This is a genomic window from Brevibacillus sp. NPDC058079, assembly GCF_042885155.1.
In the GTDB taxonomy this organism is placed as follows: domain Bacteria; phylum Bacillota; class Bacilli; order Brevibacillales; family Brevibacillaceae; genus Brevibacillus.
Genome location: NZ_JBHVSO010000012.1, coordinates 121061 through 143722 on the forward strand (window position 1 = coordinate 121061; position 22662 = coordinate 143722).

Genomic DNA, 22662 nt, shown 5'->3' on the forward strand with positions numbered 1-22662 from the left:
CGAGTCATTAGGCTTTTCCAGTTATTTGCCTATAATGAGTACTGGGGATAATCCTTGAAAACGGAGGTAATCGCATGACCCTCACTTATTTCACTGAAACCTTTGGCTTTCGGGCGACATGGAATCCAGAGCTGATTCTTTTGACCTTCTTGATCGGTCTGGCTTATTTCTCGCTGACCGGACCATTACGCCAAACTTTTCAAGATTCCACACCTGTTACACGAAAGCAAAAGACTTTTTTCACCCTCGGCTTACTTGGTTTTTACTTTAGTATGGGGAGTCCTTTGAACGTAGCTGGGCATTTTTTGTTTAGTGCCCACATGCTGCAGCAATCGTTGCTCTATCTCGTAATGCCCTTGCTCCTCTTGGCAGGGACCCCGTCATGGTTGATCCGCGGCCTGTTCTATCGCCGGGGGCTCAAGCTGTTCATGCGCATAGCGAGTCACCCGATACCAGCTATTCTCATGTTCAATGCCCTGTTCTCTTTTTACCACATGCCCGTTATTTTAGACTTGGCAATGAACAACCTGGCCCTACATAATTTGATTCATTTACTGCTGCTGGTGACTGCGATTTTGATGTGGATGCCGGTTGTCGCACCGATACCGGAAATTCACCGTCTGTCGGAACTGCAAAAGCTTGCCTACATCTTTGCTAACGGCGTTTTAATTACGCCTGCATGCGCACTGATTATTTTTTCAGCAACACCGTTGTATACGACATATGTAGACGGTCCTTCCATGCTCTGCGCTCCATTCTTTTCCACGCCGATCGACAAATCGATGTTTGCCGTTCCTCTTCTCCCTCTCGAGGATCAACGGCTGGGCGGAATTGTGATGAAGCTCATGCAGGAACTGACGTACGGAGTCGTCCTGGCTTACATCTTCTCTACCTGGTATCGAAAAGAAAAGAATCAGGAAGAGGACGGCCTCATGACGCCATAGCCAAAAAGAAACAGAAAGGAGGCGCCACACACACGTGAATATCGCCCCTGCTACCGCTATCCGAATCCGACGGTTGCTCTTGTTGTTACCCGTCCTTGTGCTTGTTGCTCTTGTCGCTTCTTGGGTTTGGTTCGGGCCCAAGAACGCCCAGGCGAAATTACCTGATGTGACTTTGCAAACCATCGATGGACAATCCTATTCGCTAGCACCGCAAAAGAAAACGTTTCGCTTGGTAGAGCTGATTTATACCCGTTGCCCGGATATTTGTCCCACGACAACGATAAAAATGGTTCAGCTACAAAAGCGCTTGCTCGAAGCAAACTTGATGGGGCAAGACGTTGAGTTTTTGACCATCACGATTGATCCACAAAACGACACCCCTGATGTCATGCGCTACTATGCCAAGCAGTTGGGGATACAAGAACAAGGCTGGACCCTGCTTCGGGGTGATGAGACAACGATCAAAACGGTTACAAATTCGCTTGGCTTTTTTGCCAATAAGATGGATGATGGATTTATCTCTCATACCTCGAGTACGTATCTCGTGGATGATAACAATGCCGTCATTCAAAAATTCGGCATGGGAGACGATTTCGATCCCGAACAAATTTATCAGGAACTGTTGAAATTGAAGAAGGAAGGGTAATCCAACATGAAACGTACGATGATTCTGCTCTTATCCATGCTTATGCTCCTTTTAGCCGCTTGTGGAAAAGAGAACGAGCAACAAGCTTTGCTACCTGGATCTCCCGTCGAGGCTGCCTTTACATTGGAACCAAAGGAACTTGTAGCCGGCGACACAGTTACCTTCTCCGTTAAAGTTACACAAGATGGCCAACCCGTGGATGATGCCAAGGAAGTGAAGTTCGAATGGTGGAAAGATGGGCAAGAAAAGCATGAGACGATCCCGGCTTCGCTGCAAGGAGACGGTGTCTACACGGCCCAACAAACCATTAGCGAGCCAGGTTCTTATTTTGTCTACTACCATGTAACGGCACGTGATTTCCACAATATGCAGAAGACACCGTTTACCGTAAACAACAAGACTGGCGAGACGACTGGGGCAACGCCATCCGCACCTCCAGCTGACGCAGGTCAGTCACATGATCATGGGGCGGCAGGTCACGCGAATGGTGAAACAGTTGATTATCATTTCTCTCCAGCCGACAATATTCAAGTGGCAACACCAGCTGCTCTCACCGTTCATCTGATGAAAGACAACAAAGCGTTGGACAAAGCGACAGTCAAATTCGAGTTCTGGCTGGGAAATGACGAGAAGCACAGCTTCGTCGATGCAACGGAAACTGCGACAGGCCAGTATGAAGGCAACGTACAGTTCCCCACTGCCGGAGATTATACAGTGAAGGTTCATGTGGAAAAAGGAGACATTCATGATCACAAGGATTTCTCACTCTCCATAAAATAAGTCCTTCAAAATAAAAAGGCCATCCTCCCCGGGAATGGCCTTTTTGCTCGTAAATGGAGTCAACATGTAAAATAAGCGATTCGATCCAAGTCTGTCCCGTAATACTGCCATCGATTCCCTCTCCAGCGATAACCGGATACAGAGTTACGACTGACATAGACGGGGTAAAACCAGAAAGAGCGACCATTTCGCAGCCAAACATACGTGTAACGATATAAACAGGGGTAGAATCCGCCAGCATCGATCCGGCGTGTTCCCCCATAGCCTCTTGCTCCCGGTGCACTTGGCGTCCTGCTCGGTGGAGGACCTGGTGGCGGAGGGGGAAAACCTCCCGGTGAACCAGGGGAACCTTGATAACCTGGGGAACCTTCTGGACCGCCAGGGGGAAATTGATATGACATGACGTGTCACCTCCTACTAGTCTCCCTATAGGAAATGCAGCAAACGCACAGATGGTATGTGCGTTTGCCCGCCGTCATTCACCTATTTTTTCCGCAATAGCCTGTATGCAAATCCCTTGTCCGCACCCTTTCAGGCGTCCCCACTCTTTCATCCTTTCCGATTGCTTAGATTGGCTGTTACTCTGCACAAAAATTGTACAGTCTCTCCCATTTTCAACCGATTCGATCCTTTTACGAGGAAGGCTGTATCTGGCTTCAGCTGTTTTGCTAGACGACGATGCAAGCCTGCCTTGCTCAAACAATGCCTGACCCGATTTGCCGGAAAACCGGAGAGAATCGCTGCTCTGGCAATATACCTAGCACTTCTCCCCAGCGTATATAAGTAGTCTACATTTTTTTGACTCAAATATTTCCCGACATCCTCGTGACCTTTCACGTCGTATTTGCCCATTTCCAGCATACTGGCGAGCACCGCGATCTTTGTGGTATGCCCTACCTGGCTTAATACATCAATCGCTGCCTTGGCCGCATCCGGATTCGAGCTGTAGGTATCATCCAGCACCTGAATGTTATTCGCGAATCGATAGCTGGTTAGTCGTTTTCGTTGTCCGCGAAACTGGCTTAACCCGCGACGAATATCATCGACGGGAATCCCCATCGTATGCGCGACTGCGATAGCAGCCAACGCGTTGTACAAATTATGCTCGCCGGGAATAGGAACAAAAAATGACTCCTTTTCTCCACGCAAAGAACATTCGAATCGAAACCCATTGCCCTCTATTTTCGTTCGCCCCGCCTTATAGTCCGCCTCCTGCTCCTTGCCAAATGTCACGACTTTTCCCGTGAACGAACCCAGGTAAGGCTGTTGAATGAACTCGCGAGAAAAGGGACAGTCCCCATTCAGAAAAATGGTTCCCGTGGGTTTCATATGACGAATTAACTCCGTTTTTGCTAATGCCAGCTGCCTAGCATCACCGCCAAAATTTCCGATATGAGCCGTGCCAATATTCGTGATGACTCCCATCGACGGCTGTATGATTTTGCAATGCTGTCGCAAATGACCACGTCGATAAATACCATACTCAAGCACTGCGGCCTTGTGCTCGTCCCGAATTCTTTTGGTATGCGCTCTTGTATTTCCCAGGAAGTTCTTGTTGTGCATCGATTTATATGTGGGCATGCGTAGATTCAGGATGGTATAGATCATTTCCTTTGTCGTGGTCTTCCCTGCACTTCCTGTCACAGCAATAACGGGCTTGTCGAGAATCAGTGTCTTTACCGGTACAGCAGCTCTTCTCTTCTTTTTCACGGGCATCACCCCTTTGCCTCGTTCTTCTCTCGATCAGCTTTCCTATTGTATGAAAGGCATAGACAGCCTGTATAGACCATTATCTATGAAAACGTTCCGCTACTATCCAAATCAGACGGACGACTTCTGGAATAGAGTAGGAGGGGAGGTGAAGCGCATGAAAAAAAAGGCCACCATCGCCGCTGTAGGCGACATCCTGATGTGGAAAGAGCAGGTGGCAACTGCCAGACTGCCTGGTACAGATCAATTCACTTTTACGGATATGTTTCATCCCGTGACACCGATTCTCTCAGCGGCAGATCTCACGATTGGCAATTTAGAAACCACCTTTTCCGGGAAAACGCAGCCCTATCAAATCGGTTCGGCACGAACCGGTTACCCTCGCTTCAACTGTCCAGATGAATTGGCTCGGGACTTGAAAACATCTGGCTTTGACGTATTGACTACAGTGAATAACCACTGTCTGGATGGCGGAGTAACCGGACTTTGCCGAACCCTTGATGTTTTGGATCGATACAAGCTTGCTCATACCGGAACCTATCGAAGCCGCGAGGAGGCAAATACCTACCTGATTAAGGAGGTAAACGGCATTCGCATCGCTATGCTTGCATACACCTACGGGACAAACAAGCAGGTGATCCCCGCTCATACGCCATGGATCGTCCGACTTCTTCATCTTGACACGATATTATCCGACCTGAGAAAAGTCCGTCCTCTCGTCGATGTTGTGATCATCTCCCTTCACTTTGGGATTGAATTCCGCTATACACCAACGACGCGCCAGCGACAGCTCGTACAAAGCCTGCTCGACAACGGCGCTGATATCATCCTCGGAGCTCATCCACATGTTCTGCAGCCTGTTGTCACCCCGAGTATCACGACTGCTCACGGAACAAAGAGACAAACACTAGTCGCGTATTCATTGGGCAATTTCACATCAGAGAAAATGCTCTCGTTTGATCAATCTCAGTGCGGAGCAATCCTGCGATTTACTGTCGAGAAGGATGAAAGGAATCAGATTTCACTCGAGCAAATTTCGGTCATCCCGACGTTTTCGCAACGATATGTAAGTCAAGGGCGTATATGCTTTCGTGTCATCCCCATGCGTTCGTATCTAAAAAGCCCTGATCTGTATGGGCGACCCCTGCTGAGAAAAAAGCTCCAGTTGCTGTGGAATCGCGCCATCCGCATCATAGGTAGAGCGCGGGGCGTATTGATTGAATAACACCGGAGCAAACGAGGGAGCGGGCAGTTTGCTCCCTACCCTTCCTCTTTTCCTACATAGATCCCGATTGACGATTCACAGAACATTTTGGTAAAATTCTTTTGTAACTAACAAACTTACTTTAGATAGTTACAAAGGAGAGATGACCTGCATGATCACCGTTCGCCGTATCCACTCGGAGGATTTACCTGCATTTCTTGCCTACCCGTACCATCCTGCGTCCGTTCAGGATGATGTAGCTGCTTACCTCGACAAAATGTTCACACAAGGAGCCATGCGTCAGGACTGGTGCTTCGTTCTGGAGGTACAGGGTGAGATCACTGGTCGTCTTGCCTTCTGGACATTGCCTGGCAGTAATCAAGCGACTGATTTGGTATTGTGGGAGCTTCCATGGAAAGAAACAGAATGTCCTTCGCTCGGAGCTCATTTCTTACGCGAAGTCTTTACACTCATGGCAGGGAATCTTTCGGAGAAAATCGGTTATGTTCTGGATTCACCTTCCTCCTCTCCCCAATGGCATACGGATCACCAGGAGCGGAGAAATGTTCTGGAAGCGCTCGGCTTTCGAATTAGCCGGGAAACAAACCGCTTCGAATGGCATGCTCCGATTGATGCAACTGTTATACCATCAAACGAAACGCATGATCCCATTGTGTATCGCAGTCTTCCTGAGGTTGGCGAGGCTGCATTTATGGATGCCATCATGCGCGTCTCACAATTCACCCATGATCAACAAATTGCAGAGGAGCGCTTGGAAAAAGGCCCACTAGCCCAAGCAAAGGAAATGTTCCAAGATTTACAACAAATGAAGTACGAACCGGAATGGTGGCAGCTTGCCTATACAGCAAAAAATGAGCTTATTGGTTTTTTGATGCCTACGGTCAGCCCTACCTTTGCCACGATTGGATACATAGGTGTTCTCCCCGAGCAAAGAGGACACGGCTATATAGATCGATTGCTGAAGCAGGCCACAGACGTTCTTGTACAAGCAGGAGAAACGTACATCCGCGCAGATACCGATGTAAAAAACACGCCAATGGCCAAAGCCTTTTTACGTGCTGGATACCACCAGTTTGCCAGTCGCCAAGAATTTTCCCTGGATCGCAGCTTGTTGCTCTAACAGACATACAAAAAAGGGGGTGATTGTAGTAACAATCACTCCCCTTGCTTACCTCATATCAACAAAATTTATGGCACAATCTCAGACATTTCTTCTGGGCATACAGCTTGCTTTAGCATCTCTGTTGCCTGATCCGTATCTACGTCTTTTACCAGTTCAATCTCACTAATGAGGAGCTGCTGCGCATTATCCAGCATCACTTTGTCACTCGTTCCCAATACTTTCTCTTTACTCATACCAACCAAATCGCGAATGACCTCAGATTGCTCGTAAATATCGCCACTCTTCATTTTTTCTGTATGAAGTTTGTAGCGCTGCGCTGCATTCAAGGTGGTGTCGCGTTGCCCCTCTCGCATGGCGGCCAAAACATTCTCCAGAATGTCGGCTTCGACCACCTTTCGAATACCAAGAGCGGACATCTTTTCAACCGGGACCATGATGTTTAACTCTTTCAGCAGCATGTTGAGCACATAATAGAGGTGTTTTTCACCCAGAAATTCTTTCTCCTCCATCGCCTCGATTACGCCTGCTCCGTGCATCGGATAAAAAACCTTGTCTCCAACTTGAAACATACGTCCACCTCCTTCAAAGCAATCTAAATCCATTATAGCACAAAAATTGAATTTAAAATTTTTTATTTTATCATGACGTTTAAAATTAAGTCAATAAAAATTTTACATCTTACTTATTGAGCGATTCTGCTGCCATTCGCCGCCTAGTTTAAATACGATCACACCCCCGACAATGACCAGAACCCCAAACAATTGCGTAAAAGTAATTGGCACTTGAACTAACCCTAACCAGCCGATTGAATCCGACCATAAAGCAAAGCCAAGCTGGGCAGTGAGCACGATGGAAATGGCATACGTTGGGCCAAGCAGTCTCATCCCTTGCACCAGACAAAAGACCACTCCAACGCCGATCATGCCGCTGAACCAGTACCACGGCTGCATAACTGGAAGCGAAAACAACTGATTTCCTTCGAATATGAGCCCCATCGTCAAAGACGACAGAAATCCCATCCCAAGCACAAGTGTCGTCGTAGTCCATGTTCCTGCCTGTTCACTTACTTTTCTGTTGAAAATATTTTGCAAGCTGACCAACAAGCCAGCCACTAACGCGAAAAATAGCCCGACTACCATGTTTTTGACACTCCTGTCTCATTATTGGTTCGGAGTCTCGCTCGCCATTTTAGCTAAACCTTCCCTATCCTTAATCAGAAGGAATCCATTGGCACGCTCAATCAGCCCCTCCTTGCAGAACTGCTGGATGACCCGATTCAAATGTCTGTAGCTCGTTCCAATCATATTCGCTGCATCCAAGAGATTGCTCGTACTAATCTGTTCTTTGTTGGCAGAATTCCACTCTTCTATCGAAACGGACAACAAATAACGAGCGAAACGTACTTCTACTGGGTACAGAAGGTTGATGCTTAATGAGTTGGACTTCACACAAAATTTATGCGTAATGATTTGCAGTAAAAATTGCAGGAGTGGAGCGTAGTCTGTACCGTATTTTTTCAACCAGCGATAATGAATCCCGATCATCTGAACAGACGAGGCCGCTTCCACCGAATTCAGATAAGAAATTCCCCTTACGTACTCAATATCTCCGATCACTTCAAGCGGCTTTTTAAAGGAAAGGATCAGGGTTTTTCCTTCGGGGGAAGTCGTAAAAATCTTTACTTTTCCCTCAACTAAAACATACAGATGACAGGCCGTTTCGCCCTGAGCACAAATGAGCTCCCCTTGATCAAATTGGAACAAGGACAAATGCGGCAAAAAAGGCTCATGAAAAACAGACGCTAACTGATGGTCACGGAGATATTGTTGCAAAAGCTCACGATTTTCGATTTCCTTCATTCCTCTGTTTCACCCTCTCGTCATCAGGCCCTCAGTATTAGTACCCCCAGAATCATTATCCCGATCCCAATAAAATGCGGCAGCCTCATCTTTTGTTTATCGACACCGAACCACCCATTACTGTCAATGAGAAAAGTCAGGCTTAGCTGCGCAATCAAGAGGGCGGAAATCGTCATGGTTACCCCGATATGGTGGATGGCCGTAACATTGCTAAAAATGATAAACGCAGCGAATGCCCCACCTGTCAAATATAACGGTTTCACTCGCCTGTATGCCTGCCATTTTCCATCTCGAAAAAACAACAGGAGTAAAAAAGCTGTGAGGAAGCCCGTTAACTGCGTAAGTGTCGCGGTTTGCCAAGTACCAATATCCTGACTGATTTTTGAATTCGCTACACCTTGCAAGGTAATAAAAACGCCGCCCAAAATAGCAAAAATAATCCCTTTCATCCTCTCACCTCACACTGATCTGCTCCTAATTAAAAAGGATCGCAAGGTGGATAGGGAAGGACATATGTCCTCATGATTTTCGTTGCAAAAACAAAGGAGAGGACCTTCCCGTTAGAAGGACCCCTCGCTCATTCTTTTCATTGAATCTTTTTTTGTTTCACGATTCCTATCACAAGCAGAACGATCATCCCAATGATGGTGATCGGCAGAAACCATTTCCCAAAGCCGCCTCCCCATCCTAGAGCAATGGAAACCGACTCCAACAAGATTACGGAAAAAATAATTAAGCAGCTATTTTTTATTTGGTTCACGATTTTTCGACTGTGCAAATAAAACTGCTCGGCATTCAATTCAGTGAAGCGTCCTGGATAGTTATGCAGCTCCGGATGTTTTTCGAGTACCTGCATGAGGAAAATGATAAAGACGCCAATCCCAGGTAAAAGAAGCAGTTCCCATTTTGATCCCCAGCGATCTACTTCCCCCAATGCATTGTAATGGGCAGGCACCTCGTCAGGAAGCTTATTCCATGCAAAGACTAAAAAGAGTAGCGATCCCACGAAAAATAAACAACCAACGACATCCCATAACCATTCGCTGCCTGTCTTTGGTATATCTATGATTGGTCTCTTCATATTCTCCCCCCTTTCTGCTGCTCCTCCTACAAGCATTTTACCATTTATGTCCATTTGCGAGTCAAGGTACAAGCTTTCCGATGCGGTAGGGCATGCAGCCACCAGACTGTTTCCCGACCAGACCGCGAATCGAGTAAAAAATTCACCCTGTTCAGAACGGGGCGAAAGCTAAAGGCTTTACGCCTCTTTTTCATTCTTTCTTTGCGATATCCACTCATGCATAAGCAAGCAGGAAGCTGTCCTCATATCTTATAAAGTACCAACGTTAAGGGGGAAGTGTCATGGATCCGATTGAGCATCATAGACAGCGAATGCATCATCACATGAGGCAAGCAGAACGTTTTCGCTCTTTAGCTTTTGAACATCGTCATGATCGCATGCGTCATCATACCTTTCGAGAAAAAGAACACTTCCATCGCATGCGGGCCCATCACCACAGAACGCAAATGCATTCGATGCGTCGTTATTAACATTGAAACTCCCATTACAGGGAGTTTTTTTTGTGGGACAAGTCAAATGAACGCCCGAGACAATCGTATGAAGAAATGGGCTTCGTTCTTATGTGGATTCTGTGCTCATGCCCATTCACGAAACTGGGTAAACGCATAGACATACATCATGTGTGATCAAAAGTGGAAAATGGGCTATGATCCGCCCAAATCCTTATGCGGAGGTACAAAATGACAGATGTTTTTGTAGAACGATCATTAGAGGAAATACGTTTTTGGTCTCGCATCATGAAAGAACATTCCCTGTTTCTCAAATTGGGCTTTAACTGCGAAGACACAAAATTGATTGAAGAAGCGAATCGCTTTTACAGCATTTTTGAAGAAATTGAAAGCCAAGCACTTGCCTATTCTTCCGACGTAGACCCTCAACGAATCTATGACTTTAATCAAATCGTTCACAATGCCGTTTCATATATTTGGGCTTTTAAACGCAAAGTACTCGGACTCATTATTCAATGCAAAATCGGTGGTAACAACTTTCCGCTCTTGGTCGATCACACAAGTAGGGAGGCTGCCTATTTTCGAAATCGATTAGAACAACTGAATACAGGAAACCTTGATCCCTTACCTGATGCGGTGATTAATGAAAATGTCTTCTTCCTACGAATCATGGCTGACCATGCGAAATTTATTAACCATTTGCTCGATCCTTCCGAAAGAAAGCTAGTGGATCAAGCTAGAGAGTTTAGTCATGATTTTGATCAATTATTGTTCCAAGCTCAGGATCTTGATTCCATGCGCCCCCAGTCTCAAACGCAACCGCTACTGAATCAATTTGTCGATCAAAATCGCGTATCCGTCCGTCAATTGCGTGACTTCAAAAAAACAGCTCGTGATCTAATTGAGGAATGCAAAATTAAGAGTATAATCCCCCCATTGCTCGCTGACCATGTATTTAGAGAAGCCTCGCATTTTCTAGAGATTTTAGATGCCTTTGAGGTATCCCTTACACACGCAAGGTAGCGAAAATTCGCCCGTAAGATTGTCACTTTTTGCAAAGTGTATCTTTCGGGCAATTGCTATTGTGCGTACCTGGGAACAACAGATTAGCGATACATACCCTGGTATTACTGCAAGTTGTATATTCATTTTTCTATTGTGAATAAAATGAGCCCAGTAAAAAGATGTTGACCCCAACACTGACAAGCATAAATAAAATAAAAAAGAATTCCCCTGCAATAAAAACCTATTTACCAAATATGAATATATGATGCCTGTTAATACAAAGATCAAAGTTACAAGAAAACGGTTTACTATATTGGATGTAAAAGAAAATACCAATTCTCCTATTAAGCATCCAACATAGCAAAACGGTAGTAAATAAAACGCCAACATAAATGTCAAGGAAGTTAAAACATTAAACACTCCTTCACCTTTATATGATAGGAAGGTGAACATACTAATGACATACAATATGGCACTGACAAGAAATGCTACACCTGCTGCACTAAAAAAACGTAAAGTACGCATAAACACCTCATTAAATTGTTCAATAAAGGGAATCTCCTGGACCATCAACCAGATTATATAATAGATCAGTCCCAACTATCAGATTTATACTTTTACAGGGTTGTATTTCCATCACAGTTCGTTAGTGAGGATTTAAATCTCTGTTAAGAGGCTGTTATATTCCATGTGTTTATGGGGTTTTTGGCTTCTTTTTGTAGCAATGGAGATGTTTGCACGGCAGTAATCGAATAAAGAATGCTGGTAAGGAAAGTTGGCCTTCCAAACACGCTTGAATACTTGCTATGACTGCGTTCTCGCCGCCTAGACTTGTGGACTGGCATACAGTGACACCTTCGCTAAAAAGCCTGCATCCATGTATGTGAGCTGATCAACCAACATATGAGACCGCCTGCCATTCTTCATCTTCACAAACTTGACATCTCGCCCACCTCAATAAAAAAGCACCCTATAGGTGCTTTTACGTCTATCTATTCCGTTAGCCATTACTTTAACATAAGATAAATAACCGTATCTTGACCTCTTGTCCCTCTAATTTCCACCGAATTTGATACTGCGATTACATTATTGTTTTGGTCTAAAGCATAAGCATGTAATCTGTATAGTTTTCCAATACTAAAACTATAAATTTTTGTGCTAGTAGTGTACGAAGTACCACTCATGTCCTCATATCCATCGGTTATATTGTAACGAACCCACTTATATCTATCTACATTTGGAACATGATTAAAACGCACCTCAATATCTTGAAACACATCTTCATACTTTTCATCTTCGTTAGAAGATATTTTTGATGAGGAATATTGAGCGGTTGCAGTAGTTGCAGTTGATTGCTGTCCCTCCTGTGCAAATGCAGGTACGGCTGATGTCAATAGTGCCAGTGTTGCTAAACTAGTCAGAAACTTTTTCATCGAAAAACACTCCTTCTTCCTCTTATTTTTACCCGACCTCAGAAGAGAAGCAAGTTGATAGGGAGTGGACTTGGTAGCCGACATTCGAGCAATGGAATAATCCTTACCATGGTAAGTTTTAGTGTAACTCGCACCAAAACTAAGATAGATCGCTCACTGATGTCACCTATCCATTTTCATTTCCATTTACTTCCAATCACAAAGAATCATAACATGCGATTTTAAACAATACAACCGTGCTATTTAAAAATTTTCTAGATTTTTTATTGTTGCAATATAACCATGCCTAAAATCATGAGTAGTGACGAAATCAAATCCATGAAGAAATACAGCATAGGTGCCCCTGTCATTACATGTATTGATTTACCGAGACAGAAACATCTGCCGGATCACTTGAGTGATTTCGGAAGTTCACATGGTACGTGCCAGGTGGGAGCCAAAATGTCTGTGTACCTATGGTGTCTCCTTTTAACTGAAAAGTCTTTGGTTCCTTGCCTTGGGCAGTCACTACGTATTCGATATTAGCAGTCTGTCCTGATTGGTTGATGGTAATCTCTACTATTCGGTAGTAGTTAACAGTGAACTTGGCATAATCCTCAAAAGCTACCCATCCATCCGTATTTCTTAATCCCAGCTTTCTAAAAAAGATGTTTTCATTAGATAGCTGCTGAACATTTTTGATTTGTTGTTCTTTACCAATGACACTCCCCTCTTGTAACCTAGCCTTTTCTTGGCTTAATTTCTCGGTTTGTGAAATGTCATTTGCAAGCACAGCTTGCGAACCGAAAGTTAATGCAGAAACAACTGCACCCAAAGTCATTAACTTTTTCATCATAATATCCACACTCCTCTTTCCACTTAATCTTTTCGAACATGCCTTTTTCATAATTCTTATCTAATATTATATAATTTCCACCTCTTTCCATTTTTTCAAAAACATCATAACACGCAATTTTAAACAATACAACTGTACTATTTAAAACCACTCTGATTTTTTTCTTGTTACAATTTAACCTTGCCGATAAGCTGCTTTCCAATGCGAGGAAACTCGTTTATGAAAACTCAGCAGACTCCTGTCGGGGGATTATTTTTTATCTCATTTGTTTTACTGTCGAAATAGCGTTTTGACAGATCCAATGAGAGCGACTTGATCAGCATGCAAATAGAAAAGCCACCCGACATCCGAGTGGCTTCATCCCTTTTACTTGTCTGTGTTTTACCAGAATATTAAATCCAACCATCAAAAACACTTGTTGTGTAAACTTTTGTAATGAAATGTCATTTTTCACAACGCTTTATCATTCACTTTGAATAGAAGTAGAGAACGAGCTACGAAAGGTTTCCCTCAAAATAGTGTCCTCCGCTGCGAACAAACTACCGATTCTGCGGCTGTTTCGTCCGATAAAACTCATTAAACAACTTCATTAACGCTCGCTTTTCGATACGGGATACATACGAACGAGAAATGCCCAGCTCACGCGCAATTTCGCGCTGCGTCTTTTCTTTGTCCTGATCCAACCCAAATCTGCCGATGATGACCTCTTTTTCGCGCTCATCAAGGATGTGAATGTGCTGGTAAATTTTATTGGACTCCAGCTTGAGCTGTACTGCGTCGACCACTTCGTCGGTTTCAGTGCCAAGGACGTCGATTAAGGTAATTTCATTGCCTTCTTTATCCGTCCCGATTGGGTCGTGCAAGGATACGTCTTTTTTGGTTTTTTTCAAACTTCTTAGATGCATGAGGATTTCAATCTAAATGTCAAAAGGGGTGCGTAGACAGACTTAGAACGTGTATATCTCCACGCTTTCTTCAAATACCCTTACTTCCCTTACCACATGACGGATCAGTTCTTTTTTATCCTCAAAGGTTAGCTCATCCTGTGCCTTCGATAAATAATATTCAGCAGCTTCCTGGATTAAGTTGCGGCTATACTCATGATTAATTTGCAGTTTCGTTTGTTCTGTCAACTCACTTAAACGCTGATTTATTTTATCTTCCTTCTCCTTCAGTTCTTTCAACTCTTGGCGAATATCTTCTTCACCAATATCTTCTTCGCCGGAAGCAAACAATTTAAGCAATCTCTTACGTCCTGTTTTTGTTTTTTCGAGTTCCTTTTGCAATCGCTCCAACTCCACTTGCTCGAATGGAGTTTCCACTTTATCTTCTACTGCCACCGCAATCTCGTCAGGATTATTCAACCAGGACGCAACCATTTCCCAAACCTGATTGTCCAATTGCTCACATCTTACACGGCGACCGCATCCCTTATTTTTTGCGCCTGCTGTATTCTTAACGTCGGTATACTCAAAAACATGCTGGCTCCAGTTTTTCGCTTTTTTGCCTGACATCGTATTTCCACAAGTCCCGCATCGTACTAGGCCGCTTAAGAGGTACTCGTTTAAGCTCCGGCCCGCCCATCTTCTTCTGGATTCCTTAAGTAGTCGCTGGGCATGTTCAAATTTTACTTCGTCAATAATGGATGGGCAGGGCAAGGATATCCACTCTTCTTTTGGTCGCATTTTCATACGGACTTTCTCATCTGGCTGGCGAAACTGATTACCCAGCATCCCTTCCGTATTCCACTTATTTTGATAAAATCTCCCTACGTACGCCTCGTTCATCAACATCTGTCGTACCACCTGACGATGCCATACACTAGCACCACGCTTTGTAGGGACCCCTTTATTAGTTAAGTAAACAGCTATCCCATTTATCCCTTGAACTAGCTCGTTGGGCTGAGTAAACAGATCAAATACAAGTCGTACTACTGCTGCCTCAGCTTCATTTATTACAATCTGTTCCTTTTCAGGATCATAACTGTACCCATATATTTGAAAGTCACGGAGGACGCGGCCTTGTCTTGCCTTTTCTCTTCTTCCACGACTCATACGCTCATTAATTTTTGCTTTCTCAAATTCAGCAATCGCTCCACGCATACTGTAAAAGAGCTGACCTTCAGGAGTTTTCGCATATTCGCCATTCACGAACACAAGCTCTATACCACGTTTATCGAATTCATCTGTAATAAGCAGTTGATTCATTAGCTTACGCGATAAACGGTCAGGGTCCAGACAAACAATCTTTGTTATGACTCCATCCTTTACATCATGTCTTAGTCTTGAGAGAGCCGGCCGATCTAGGAACTCGCCTGATACATCATCTATGTACTCGGCAGCTTCACTCGTCGCTGCCTTTTTCCTGCATTCCCTTATCTGATCGTCGAGGCTGAATCCGCTTTTGGCCTGCTCCTCTGTACTCACCCTGGCATATATTCCGATCATACGGCTTCTCCCTCCTGTATTTTCCTAATAAATAATGATAACAGGCGGAACGAATACTGCCAGTAGAACTACCCGGTATAATCTTTACATGCACCGTTCATCCCCTCCTGTCGAGAAGATATGCGCGAACGGCTTGTCATAAGTAGTGAGGAAACATGAAAAACCCGTCTCCTTAAAACAGGGACGGGTTGTTTTTTAAAAATAAGGGCTTCGTAGAGACCGAGTGTTTAGCTTAATCAAAAAAATCATCACCATATTCAGCTTCTGAGTCACTAGAAACATCATCGATCCTCGCCATAATTGTTTGTAAATCACCTTCTCGAATAAGCTCATCCACTACTTTTTCAATCGTTCCACGACTCACATCTTCAACAATAACCATATTTATCGACCATAGATAAGTGCCAGACAGGTTCTCACCAGTATTTTTATTCTTCCGTCGTAATGTCTCGATGTTTTGATAAGTAAAAAATGTTCCCCACCATCTTGTTCGATCTGGTAAGGTGACAATTACATCTACATTATTATCATTTTTTTGTTGACTCTCGATATCAGATAATTCCGTGTTAATCCAAATATGCTTTTTCATAGTTAATAGATCCCTTCTCAATTGACAATATTAAACCAATATGCTCTAATCGTATAGTTTTCTCAAACGGTTGATAACGTCTTTCTGATTGTTTTTGTCAGATTTCGCTAGTACCTCAACAGTATCTCCTGACTTTCTCAAGTACACTCTTGCACCATTTTTTGATCTGAGTTCAAAGATGTCTCCAAAAATATTATTATTAGAGATCCCAGGATTATTATTCCCTTCTAGGTATCTTCTTAATAATGCATCAGCATCCTTCTGTATTTTCGGGTCTTTCATAGCCTTCTCAGCTTCTCTAACGAGAAGGCTATCTTCCTGTATACGAGACTCTACATAATATTTTCCGACTTTTACTTTTCCCGAAAGAGTACGATCAACAAACTTAGCAACATCTTCGTCAAATTTTTTTAGAAGTTTCATCCCTTTTATTGCCTTACCAGCAGGGAATAAAGATAAAGCAGCTAATCCCTTATCCGTATTGCTGGATTTAGGGTCAAATAATGTTTTTACATCATCTAATACAAGAAAATCAAGACCTGCTTTGCCTGCTTCTACTGCGAAATCAGCTGCATCAGATAACCATTGTTTCCCTATATCATACCATTCTGATACTATATCCTCTACGTCCTTCCAAGGACTACTGTATGCCGCACTTCTAGAACTTCTCAACATCAACTGCGCATCGTTTGAAATCTCTACAGTGTCGACATTATTACTCGGTACCTGTAATTTAGTTTCCTTTCCAGTTTTATATTTATCTTGTACACTATTTACGCTTGTCAATGAATCTCTATAGCTAGGCACAGCCTGAAAATTAAAGTTGTTTTCTATCCTTACCACAATATTACCTCCCAATATATTACATAACTACATGTAAAAATATTACATGGTAATTTAATCAAGTCAAGTTTTTTTATACATACTAAATTTTTATAAACTATAAAATATACAGGAAGCCACAGTAAAAATCCCTCCCCCGAATTATTCCGAAGGAGGTATCCGCTTTTAGAATCAATTAAAATTAACTCAAAATAACACGTCTCCTCTAAAAAGGACGGGTCAGTTATTTCTTGAATGCATTCGGACATATCATTTTTCAGGCTACTAATCATGGTCACCACAAACAAACGTTCCCCAAGCACTTACATTTCCTCTATTTTTCTAGTAAAATGAGGATATCTTGAGGAAAGGGTGTTTTCATGAATAAGACTGAACTGGTTACAAGAGTCGCTGAAACCACAGAATTAACTAAGAAAGATGCTACAAAAGCGGTAGATGCTATATTAGATGCTATTGCAGATGCGCTAAAAGAAGGGGACAAAGTATCCCTTATTGGATTTGGCAATTTTGAAGTGCGGGAGCGAGCTGCTCGAAAGGGTCGTAATCCTCAAACTGGAGAAGAAATTGAAATCGCTGCGAGTAAGATGCCTGCGTTTAAACCAGGTAAAGAACTAAAGGATTCAGTAAAATAATCAATACATACAAAAAACGCCCCGATTATTCGAGGCGTTTTCCTTTTTAAAGCAATAGTTGTCAATCAAGGTAATTCCGCGTTATGCAGGAGGTACCCTATATAGCATCACCGCTATAATTGTATCAATCAGTCGTGAAATATTAATTGGTAATTACTTCGTCAGCAACGTTAAACTAACAGGCAGGATAGTTTAATATTATCTTGAAGGGGGCTTAACATTGGAATTGAAATGGGAACCTTATTGGTACGACCTTGACCAACCGATCATCGTAGGTGATAAAGACTTTTTTTATCTTAATAACAATGGAACAGGATTTTCAAATGGTTTCGCTTCTGCTGAAGATAAGGAAGTGCTTGCTGAGGTTGTGAAGATATCTCATAGTGATTTGGGCGAGGTACTAGGTATATTAGCTTATGGACTAAGTTATAAATTCTTTCTTGAAGATGGTTCTTTTATTCAAGTAGATTCAGAGCAGGAGCCAGGTCTAATCGAACACTCCACCTCATCTAGCCTTAATGTGAGTAGTTGGGTTTTTAATGTAGAATTAAACGTACTTGAAGAGACAGGTTTTTCATCTAAGATGAGATTAGATCTCTTATGTAACGTAGAAAGGAATAGGCTGAAAATAGAAAGAGAAGAAAAATACAGACGTTTATTAAATATTGATTCCTTATGAACTATACTGAATTAACAGGAGTCGATTGTGCAATAAACACAAAAAGAAGCAGCTGGTAATCGAGCCTACGTTAAAATACTGGGTTCGATAGTTGAATAATGAGGTAAGACAAGCGGCATTCTAGGAGACTGATATGCTCCCCATACGGTAGACAGGCGAAATAATAAAAAGCTTGCTATTGTGAGGGGAGCTTTTTCATGTCTAGAGGTAAATATAATGCTTTCGAGAAACTCGCCATTCTCGAAGAAGTATCAAATGGGGAAATTGGTTTCCTGGCAGCTGCGAAGAAATATGAGATTAACAAGACGACTTTAATGAAATGGCAGCGTCGGTACAAGATGTATGGATATGAAGGGTTAGAGCGTCGTACGCATCTTCAACGCTATAGTGCTAAGCTTAAGCTCCGAGCGGTAAAGGATTACCTTGAGGGGGGATTGTCTCAGTACCAGATCATCGATAAATACAAGATTGCTAGCACGAGACAGCTTTTTAATTGGATCAACAAGTATAATGGTCATAGCAGCTTAAAAGCCTATAAAGGGGAAGCAAAAGCTATGACACAGGGTCGCTCTACGACTTGGCAAGAACGGATTGAGATTGTGCAGTATTGTTTGGCACATGGACATAATTACCAAAAGACAGCTGAACATTTTCAGGTCTCCTACCAGCAAGTATACCAATGGGTGAAGAAGTTCGAAGATGGCGGTCAGGATGCGTTAAAGGATGGCCAAGGGAGAAAGAAAACTCCGGAGGAGTTAACAGAGGCCGATCAACAGAAACTCAAGATGAAGAAGATGGAGTACGAAATTGAGCGACTTCGGGCGGAAAATGCATTCTTAAAAAAGTTAGAGGAGCTAGAAAGAAGGCGACGCTAAATCAGACACGGCAGGAAACAATTTACCATGCCATCCAAGCGCTTCAAAAGGATGCGTCAATTAGCGTTCAACTCCTATGTAAAATTGCAGGAATTGCACGCTCAAGCTATTACAAGTGGCTAAATCGCAAACCCAGTGCTCGAGAGATGGAGAATGAGAAGTTTACCCAGGTGATGATGACCATCTATGAGAAAGTGGAGCACACCTTTGGATACCGTCAATTAACCCTGCATATGCGAAAACAAACCAGAAAAACCATTAACCATAAGCGCGTAGAACGGTTAATGAAGGTAATGGGAATCCAGTCTGTTATCCGGAGAAAGAAAAAGAAGTACACAAACGCCACGCCGCAACAGGTGGCGGAAAACCTACTAAACCGTAAATTCCATGCCGATGCACCGAATGAAAAGTGGCTCACCGATGTAACGGAATTCAAGTACGGTAACGGCCAGAAAGCGTATTTAAGCGCTATTCTCGACCTTCATGATAAATCATGTATTAGGGCGTTCCAATAACAATCCACTTGTATTCCAGACGTTGAAACGGGCTTTGCAGGCAGCATCAGGAAGCAGCCCCATGCTTCATAGCGACCGAGGTTACCAATACACCTCCTTGGGCTTTAAGAAACTTTTGGATGACAACAACATAATCCAGAGCATGTCCCGTGTGGGACGATGTATCGATAACGGACCAATGGAATCTTTTTGGGGGACCCTCAAATGTGAGAAGTACTATTTGCACACGTACCATACTTTTGAGGAACTTGAGAGAGATATTGAGGCCTATATCCACTTTTACAATAACGAACGATTACAAGCAAAACTAAACGGCCTCAGTCCGATGGAGTTCAGGACCAAGGCCGCCTAAATTTTTATTATTTGTACTGTCTACTTGACGGGGTGCAGTTCATTTATAACCGCCGCCCTTGCTCACGCTTTATCTGCTTTCTAAGGTACTTTTATCTCGCCCGCTGCCAAAGTCACTACAAGACGCTTATTGCACCTTCTGCTGCTCTTCTACCACTGATTGTCTCGTATTTTTCACCGGTAATCCCCTCATATTGTTCGGGTGTTAACTTGCCTAGCCTACAAAACGAGCGACATCCTCTGTCGTATACTCTCCGAAACGATACAACAAGCTTATATACTTCGTGTAATCTATGCCTTCTTTTGTATTTATCGTTTGAATTTGGTCTGGTGTTTGATTTGTCATTTGATTTTCTCCTTTGTAATAGTAATTTGCGCTAGGCTATTTCTTTTGGTTCGTACAATTACCCCTTCCCCCTGCGCTTTGACTGATCCAATAAGAGCCTCTTGATCAGCAAGCAAATAGAAAAGCCACCCGGCATCCGAGTGGCTTCATCCTATTTACTTGTCTGTATTTTACGAGTGTGAATTCTAACCATTAAAAACACTTGTTGTGTAAACTTTTGTAATTCCCCTCAAATAGTGTCCTCCGCTGCGAACAAACTACCGATTCTGCGGCTGTTTCGTCCGATAAAACTCATTAAACAACTTCATTAACGCTCGCTTTTCGATACGGGATACATACGAACGAGAAATACCCAGCTCACGCGCAATTTCGCGCTGTGTCTTTTCTTTGTCCTGATCCAGCCCAAATCTGCCGATGATGACCTCTTTTTCGCGCTCATCAAGGATGTGAATGTGCTGGTAAATTTTATTGGACTCCAGCTTGAGCTGCACAGCGTCGACCACTTCGTCGGTTTCAGTGCCAAGGACGTCGATTAAGGTAATTTCATTGCCTTCTTTGTCCGTCCCGATTGGGTCGTGCAAGGATACGTCTTTTTTGGTTTTTTTCAGGCTTCTTAGATGCATGAGGATTTCAATCTAAATGTCAAAAGGGGTGCATAGACAGACTTAGAACGTGTATATCTCCACTCTTTCTTCAAATACCCTTACTTCCCTTACCACATGACGGATCAGCTCTTTTTTATCATCAAAGGTTAGCTCATCCTGTGCCTTCGATAAATAATATTCAGCAGCTTCCTGGATCAAGTTGCGGCTATACTCATGATTAATTTGCAGTTTCGTTTGTTCTGTCAACTCACTTAAACGCTGATTTATTTTATCTTCCTTCTCCTTCAGTTCTTTCAACTCTTGGCGAATATCTTCTTCACCAATATCTTCTTCGCCGGAAGCAAACAATTTAAGTAATCTCTTGCGACCCGCTTTTGTTTTTTCGAGTTCCTTTTGCAATCGTTCCAACTCTACTTGCTCAAATGGAGTTTCCACTTTATCTTCCACTGCCGCCGCAATCTCGTCAGGATTATTCAACCAGTGTGCAACGGTTTCCCAAACCTCATTATCCAGCTGTGAGCATTTGATACGACGACCGCAGCCCTTGTTTTTTGCACCCGCAGTGTTCTTAACGTCGGTGTACTCAAAAACATCCTGACCCCAGTTTTTCGCTTTTCTCCCAGGCATCGTATTTCCGCAAGTACCACAGCGGACGAGACCACTTAAAAGATATTCGTTGAAGCTTCGGCCCGCCCATCTTCTTCTAGATTCCTTTAGTAGTCGTTGAGCATGTTCAAACTTCATTTCATCAATAATGGATGAGCAGGGCAGTAATATCCATTATTCTTTTGGGCGCATTTTCATACGGACTTTCTCATCCGGTTGCCGAAACTGGTTGCCAAGCATCCCTTCTGTATTCCATTTATTCTGATAAAACCTCCCCACGTATGCCTCATTCAAGAGCATCTGACGTACCACTTGTCGATGCCATACACTCGCCCCACGCTTTGTAGGAACTCCCTTACTGTTCAGGTAAACGGCTATTCCATTTATTCCTTCAACAAGATCATTTGGCTGAGTAAACAGATCAAATACAAGTCGTACTACTGCTGCCTCAGCTTCATTTATTACAATCTGTTCCTTCTCAGGATCATAACTGTACCCATATATTTGAAAGTCACGGAGGACGCGGCCTTGTCTTGCCTTTTCTCTTCTTCCACGACTCATACGCTCATTAATTTTTGCTTTCTCAAATTCAGCAATCGCTCCACGCATACTGTAAAAGAGCTGACCTTCAGGAGTTTTCGCATATTCGCCATTCACGAACACAAGCTCTATACCACGTTTATCGAATTCATCTGTAATAAGCAGTTGATTCATTAGCTTACGCGATAAACGGTCAGGGTCCAGACAAACAATTTTTGTAATGACCCCGTCCTTCACATCTTGTCTTAGTCTTGAGAGAGCCGGACGATCTAGGAACTCGCCTGATACATCATCTATGTACTCGGCAGCTTCACTCGTCGCTGCCTTTTTCCTGCATTCCCTTATCTGATCGTCGAGACTGAATCCGCTTTTGGCCTGTTCCTCTGTACTCACCCTGGCATATATTCCGATCATAAGGCTTCTCCCTCCTGTACTTGCTTAATAAATAATGATAACAGGCGGAACGAATACTGTCAGCAGAACTACCCGGTATAATCTTTACATGCACCGTTCATCCCCTCCTGTCGAGAAGATATGCGTGAAC

25 protein-coding genes and 4 pseudogenes are annotated in these 22662 nt (G+C 43.3%); 12 read left to right on the forward strand and 17 right to left on the reverse strand.

Annotated elements, in window-relative coordinates:
* Positions 1-74 precede the first annotated feature (74 nt).
* From ctaG to ACFVS2_RS28070, 3 genes are read left to right on the forward strand one after another with little or no spacing between them, the layout of a single operon-like run.
* Positions 75-944 carry a cytochrome c oxidase assembly factor CtaG gene (gene ctaG / locus ACFVS2_RS28060; protein ID WP_173620626.1) on the forward strand — a complete coding sequence of 290 codons (870 nt, stop codon included), beginning with the start codon at positions 75-77 and terminating at the stop codon, positions 942-944.
* Between the two features lie 34 nt (positions 945-978).
* Positions 979-1590 carry an SCO family protein gene (locus ACFVS2_RS28065; protein WP_390239621.1) on the forward strand — a complete coding sequence of 204 codons (612 nt, stop codon included), beginning with the start codon at positions 979-981 and terminating at the stop codon, positions 1588-1590.
* 6 nt (positions 1591-1596) lie between these two features.
* Positions 1597-2370, forward strand: coding sequence for a FixH family protein (locus tag ACFVS2_RS28070; protein ID WP_390239622.1), 774 nt, complete (start codon positions 1597-1599; stop codon positions 2368-2370).
* Positions 2371-2429: 59 nt separating this feature from the next.
* Here ACFVS2_RS28070 and ACFVS2_RS28075 read toward each other — a convergent pair whose 3' ends face one another.
* On the reverse strand, positions 2430-2771 hold the full coding sequence (locus ACFVS2_RS28075; RefSeq protein WP_173620623.1) for a transporter: 342 nt from the start codon (positions 2769-2771) through the stop codon (positions 2430-2432).
* A gap of 148 nt (positions 2772-2919) precedes the next feature.
* A complete protein-coding gene (locus tag ACFVS2_RS28080) occupies positions 2920-4086 on the reverse strand; it encodes a UDP-N-acetylmuramoyl-tripeptide--D-alanyl-D-alanine ligase (RefSeq protein WP_390239623.1) in 1167 nt (388 codons plus the stop codon).
* A 151-nt stretch (positions 4087-4237) separates the two neighbouring features.
* Here ACFVS2_RS28080 and ACFVS2_RS28085 point away from each other — a divergent pair, with 151 nt between their 5' ends.
* Together ACFVS2_RS28085 and ACFVS2_RS28090 are read left to right on the forward strand one after the other, a co-directional pair.
* Positions 4238-5305 carry a CapA family protein gene (locus ACFVS2_RS28085; protein WP_390239624.1) on the forward strand — a complete coding sequence of 356 codons (1068 nt, stop codon included), beginning with the start codon at positions 4238-4240 and terminating at the stop codon, positions 5303-5305.
* A 151-nt stretch (positions 5306-5456) separates the two neighbouring features.
* Complete coding sequence (locus tag ACFVS2_RS28090) at positions 5457-6425, forward strand: GNAT family N-acetyltransferase (protein WP_390239625.1); 969 nt, start codon at positions 5457-5459, stop codon at positions 6423-6425.
* A 68-nt stretch (positions 6426-6493) separates the two neighbouring features.
* Here the strand turns inward: ACFVS2_RS28090 and ACFVS2_RS28095 are convergent, their stop codons facing one another.
* The 5 genes from ACFVS2_RS28095 to ACFVS2_RS28115 form a co-directional block, all read right to left on the reverse strand.
* On the reverse strand, positions 6494-6997 hold the full coding sequence (locus ACFVS2_RS28095) for a CarD family transcriptional regulator (RefSeq protein WP_390239626.1): 504 nt from the start codon (positions 6995-6997) through the stop codon (positions 6494-6496).
* A 102-nt stretch (positions 6998-7099) separates the two neighbouring features.
* Positions 7100-7567: a DMT family transporter gene (locus ACFVS2_RS28100; RefSeq protein ID WP_390239627.1), complete on the reverse strand. Its 468-nt coding sequence runs from the start codon at positions 7565-7567 to the stop codon at positions 7100-7102.
* A 21-nt stretch (positions 7568-7588) separates the two neighbouring features.
* On the reverse strand, positions 7589-8287 hold the full coding sequence (locus ACFVS2_RS28105) for a Crp/Fnr family transcriptional regulator (protein ID WP_173620617.1): 699 nt from the start codon (positions 8285-8287) through the stop codon (positions 7589-7591).
* 23 nt (positions 8288-8310) lie between these two features.
* Positions 8311-8736, reverse strand: coding sequence for a DMT family transporter (locus tag ACFVS2_RS28110; protein WP_390239628.1), 426 nt, complete (start codon positions 8734-8736; stop codon positions 8311-8313).
* 137 nt (positions 8737-8873) lie between these two features.
* Positions 8874-9368 (reverse strand): DUF1648 domain-containing protein, encoded by a 495-nt coding sequence (locus ACFVS2_RS28115; protein ID WP_173620615.1) that lies wholly within the window; start codon positions 9366-9368, stop codon positions 8874-8876.
* Positions 9369-9649: 281 nt separating this feature from the next.
* Here ACFVS2_RS28115 and ACFVS2_RS28120 point away from each other — a divergent pair, with 281 nt between their 5' ends.
* Entirely contained in the window at positions 9650-9838 is a 189-nt protein-coding gene (locus tag ACFVS2_RS28120; RefSeq protein ID WP_390239629.1) for a hypothetical protein, read from the forward strand.
* 210 nt (positions 9839-10048) lie between these two features.
* Positions 10049-10840 carry a DUF2935 domain-containing protein gene (locus ACFVS2_RS28125; RefSeq protein ID WP_390239630.1) on the forward strand — a complete coding sequence of 264 codons (792 nt, stop codon included), beginning with the start codon at positions 10049-10051 and terminating at the stop codon, positions 10838-10840.
* A 989-nt stretch (positions 10841-11829) separates the two neighbouring features.
* On the opposite strand, the gene ACFVS2_RS28130 is transcribed toward ACFVS2_RS28125, so the two are convergent.
* From ACFVS2_RS28130 to ACFVS2_RS28155, 6 genes and pseudogenes are all read right to left on the reverse strand, one after another.
* Positions 11830-12255: a hypothetical protein gene (locus ACFVS2_RS28130; RefSeq protein ID WP_390239631.1), complete on the reverse strand. Its 426-nt coding sequence runs from the start codon at positions 12253-12255 to the stop codon at positions 11830-11832.
* 349 nt (positions 12256-12604) lie between these two features.
* Positions 12605-13090, reverse strand: coding sequence for a hypothetical protein (locus ACFVS2_RS28135; protein ID WP_390239632.1), 486 nt, complete (start codon positions 13088-13090; stop codon positions 12605-12607).
* Positions 13091-13629: 539 nt separating this feature from the next.
* Positions 13630-14004, reverse strand: a pseudogene (locus ACFVS2_RS28140) (sigma-70 family RNA polymerase sigma factor); the annotation flags it as partial.
* Positions 14005-14037: 33 nt separating this feature from the next.
* Positions 14038-15537 (reverse strand): recombinase family protein, encoded by a 1500-nt coding sequence (locus ACFVS2_RS28145; RefSeq protein ID WP_390239633.1) that lies wholly within the window; start codon positions 15535-15537, stop codon positions 14038-14040.
* Positions 15538-15769: 232 nt separating this feature from the next.
* Positions 15770-16126 carry a hypothetical protein gene (locus ACFVS2_RS28150; protein ID WP_144616679.1) on the reverse strand — a complete coding sequence of 119 codons (357 nt, stop codon included), beginning with the start codon at positions 16124-16126 and terminating at the stop codon, positions 15770-15772.
* A gap of 45 nt (positions 16127-16171) precedes the next feature.
* On the reverse strand, positions 16172-16969 hold the full coding sequence (locus ACFVS2_RS28155; RefSeq protein ID WP_390239634.1) for a hypothetical protein: 798 nt from the start codon (positions 16967-16969) through the stop codon (positions 16172-16174).
* A gap of 359 nt (positions 16970-17328) precedes the next feature.
* Between ACFVS2_RS28155 and ACFVS2_RS28160 the strand changes: the two genes are divergently transcribed.
* From ACFVS2_RS28160 to ACFVS2_RS28180, 5 genes are all read left to right on the forward strand, one after another.
* Complete coding sequence (locus tag ACFVS2_RS28160; protein ID WP_173621504.1) at positions 17329-17601, forward strand: HU family DNA-binding protein; 273 nt, start codon at positions 17329-17331, stop codon at positions 17599-17601.
* Between the two features lie 220 nt (positions 17602-17821).
* The gene (locus ACFVS2_RS28165; protein WP_390239635.1) at positions 17822-18280 is read left to right on the forward strand and encodes a hypothetical protein; all 459 of its coding nucleotides are present in this window, start codon (positions 17822-17824) and stop codon (positions 18278-18280) included.
* A 197-nt stretch (positions 18281-18477) separates the two neighbouring features.
* Positions 18478-19155 (forward strand): helix-turn-helix domain-containing protein, encoded by a 678-nt coding sequence (locus ACFVS2_RS28170; RefSeq protein WP_390239636.1) that lies wholly within the window; start codon positions 18478-18480, stop codon positions 19153-19155.
* 146 nt (positions 19156-19301) lie between these two features.
* Positions 19302-19670, forward strand: coding sequence for an IS3 family transposase (locus tag ACFVS2_RS28175; RefSeq protein ID WP_390239637.1), 369 nt, complete (start codon positions 19302-19304; stop codon positions 19668-19670).
* A complete protein-coding gene (locus ACFVS2_RS28180; RefSeq protein ID WP_390239638.1) occupies positions 19639-20022 on the forward strand; it encodes an IS3 family transposase in 384 nt (127 codons plus the stop codon). Before ACFVS2_RS28175 ends, ACFVS2_RS28180 begins: the two co-directional genes overlap by 32 nt.
* A gap of 115 nt (positions 20023-20137) precedes the next feature.
* Here ACFVS2_RS28180 and ACFVS2_RS28185 read toward each other — a convergent pair.
* From ACFVS2_RS28185 to ACFVS2_RS28200, 4 genes and pseudogenes are all read right to left on the reverse strand, one after another.
* Positions 20138-20224 (reverse strand): annotated as a pseudogene (locus ACFVS2_RS28185) (hypothetical protein); the annotation flags it as partial.
* Between the two features lie 11 nt (positions 20225-20235).
* Positions 20236-20367 (reverse strand): hypothetical protein, encoded by a 132-nt coding sequence (locus ACFVS2_RS28190; protein ID WP_390239639.1) that lies wholly within the window; start codon positions 20365-20367, stop codon positions 20236-20238.
* 257 nt (positions 20368-20624) lie between these two features.
* Positions 20625-20999 (reverse strand): annotated as a pseudogene (locus ACFVS2_RS28195) (sigma-70 family RNA polymerase sigma factor); the annotation flags it as partial.
* 33 nt (positions 21000-21032) lie between these two features.
* A pseudogene (locus ACFVS2_RS28200) lies at positions 21033-22532 on the reverse strand (recombinase family protein).
* Positions 22533-22662: the final 130 nt, after the last annotated feature.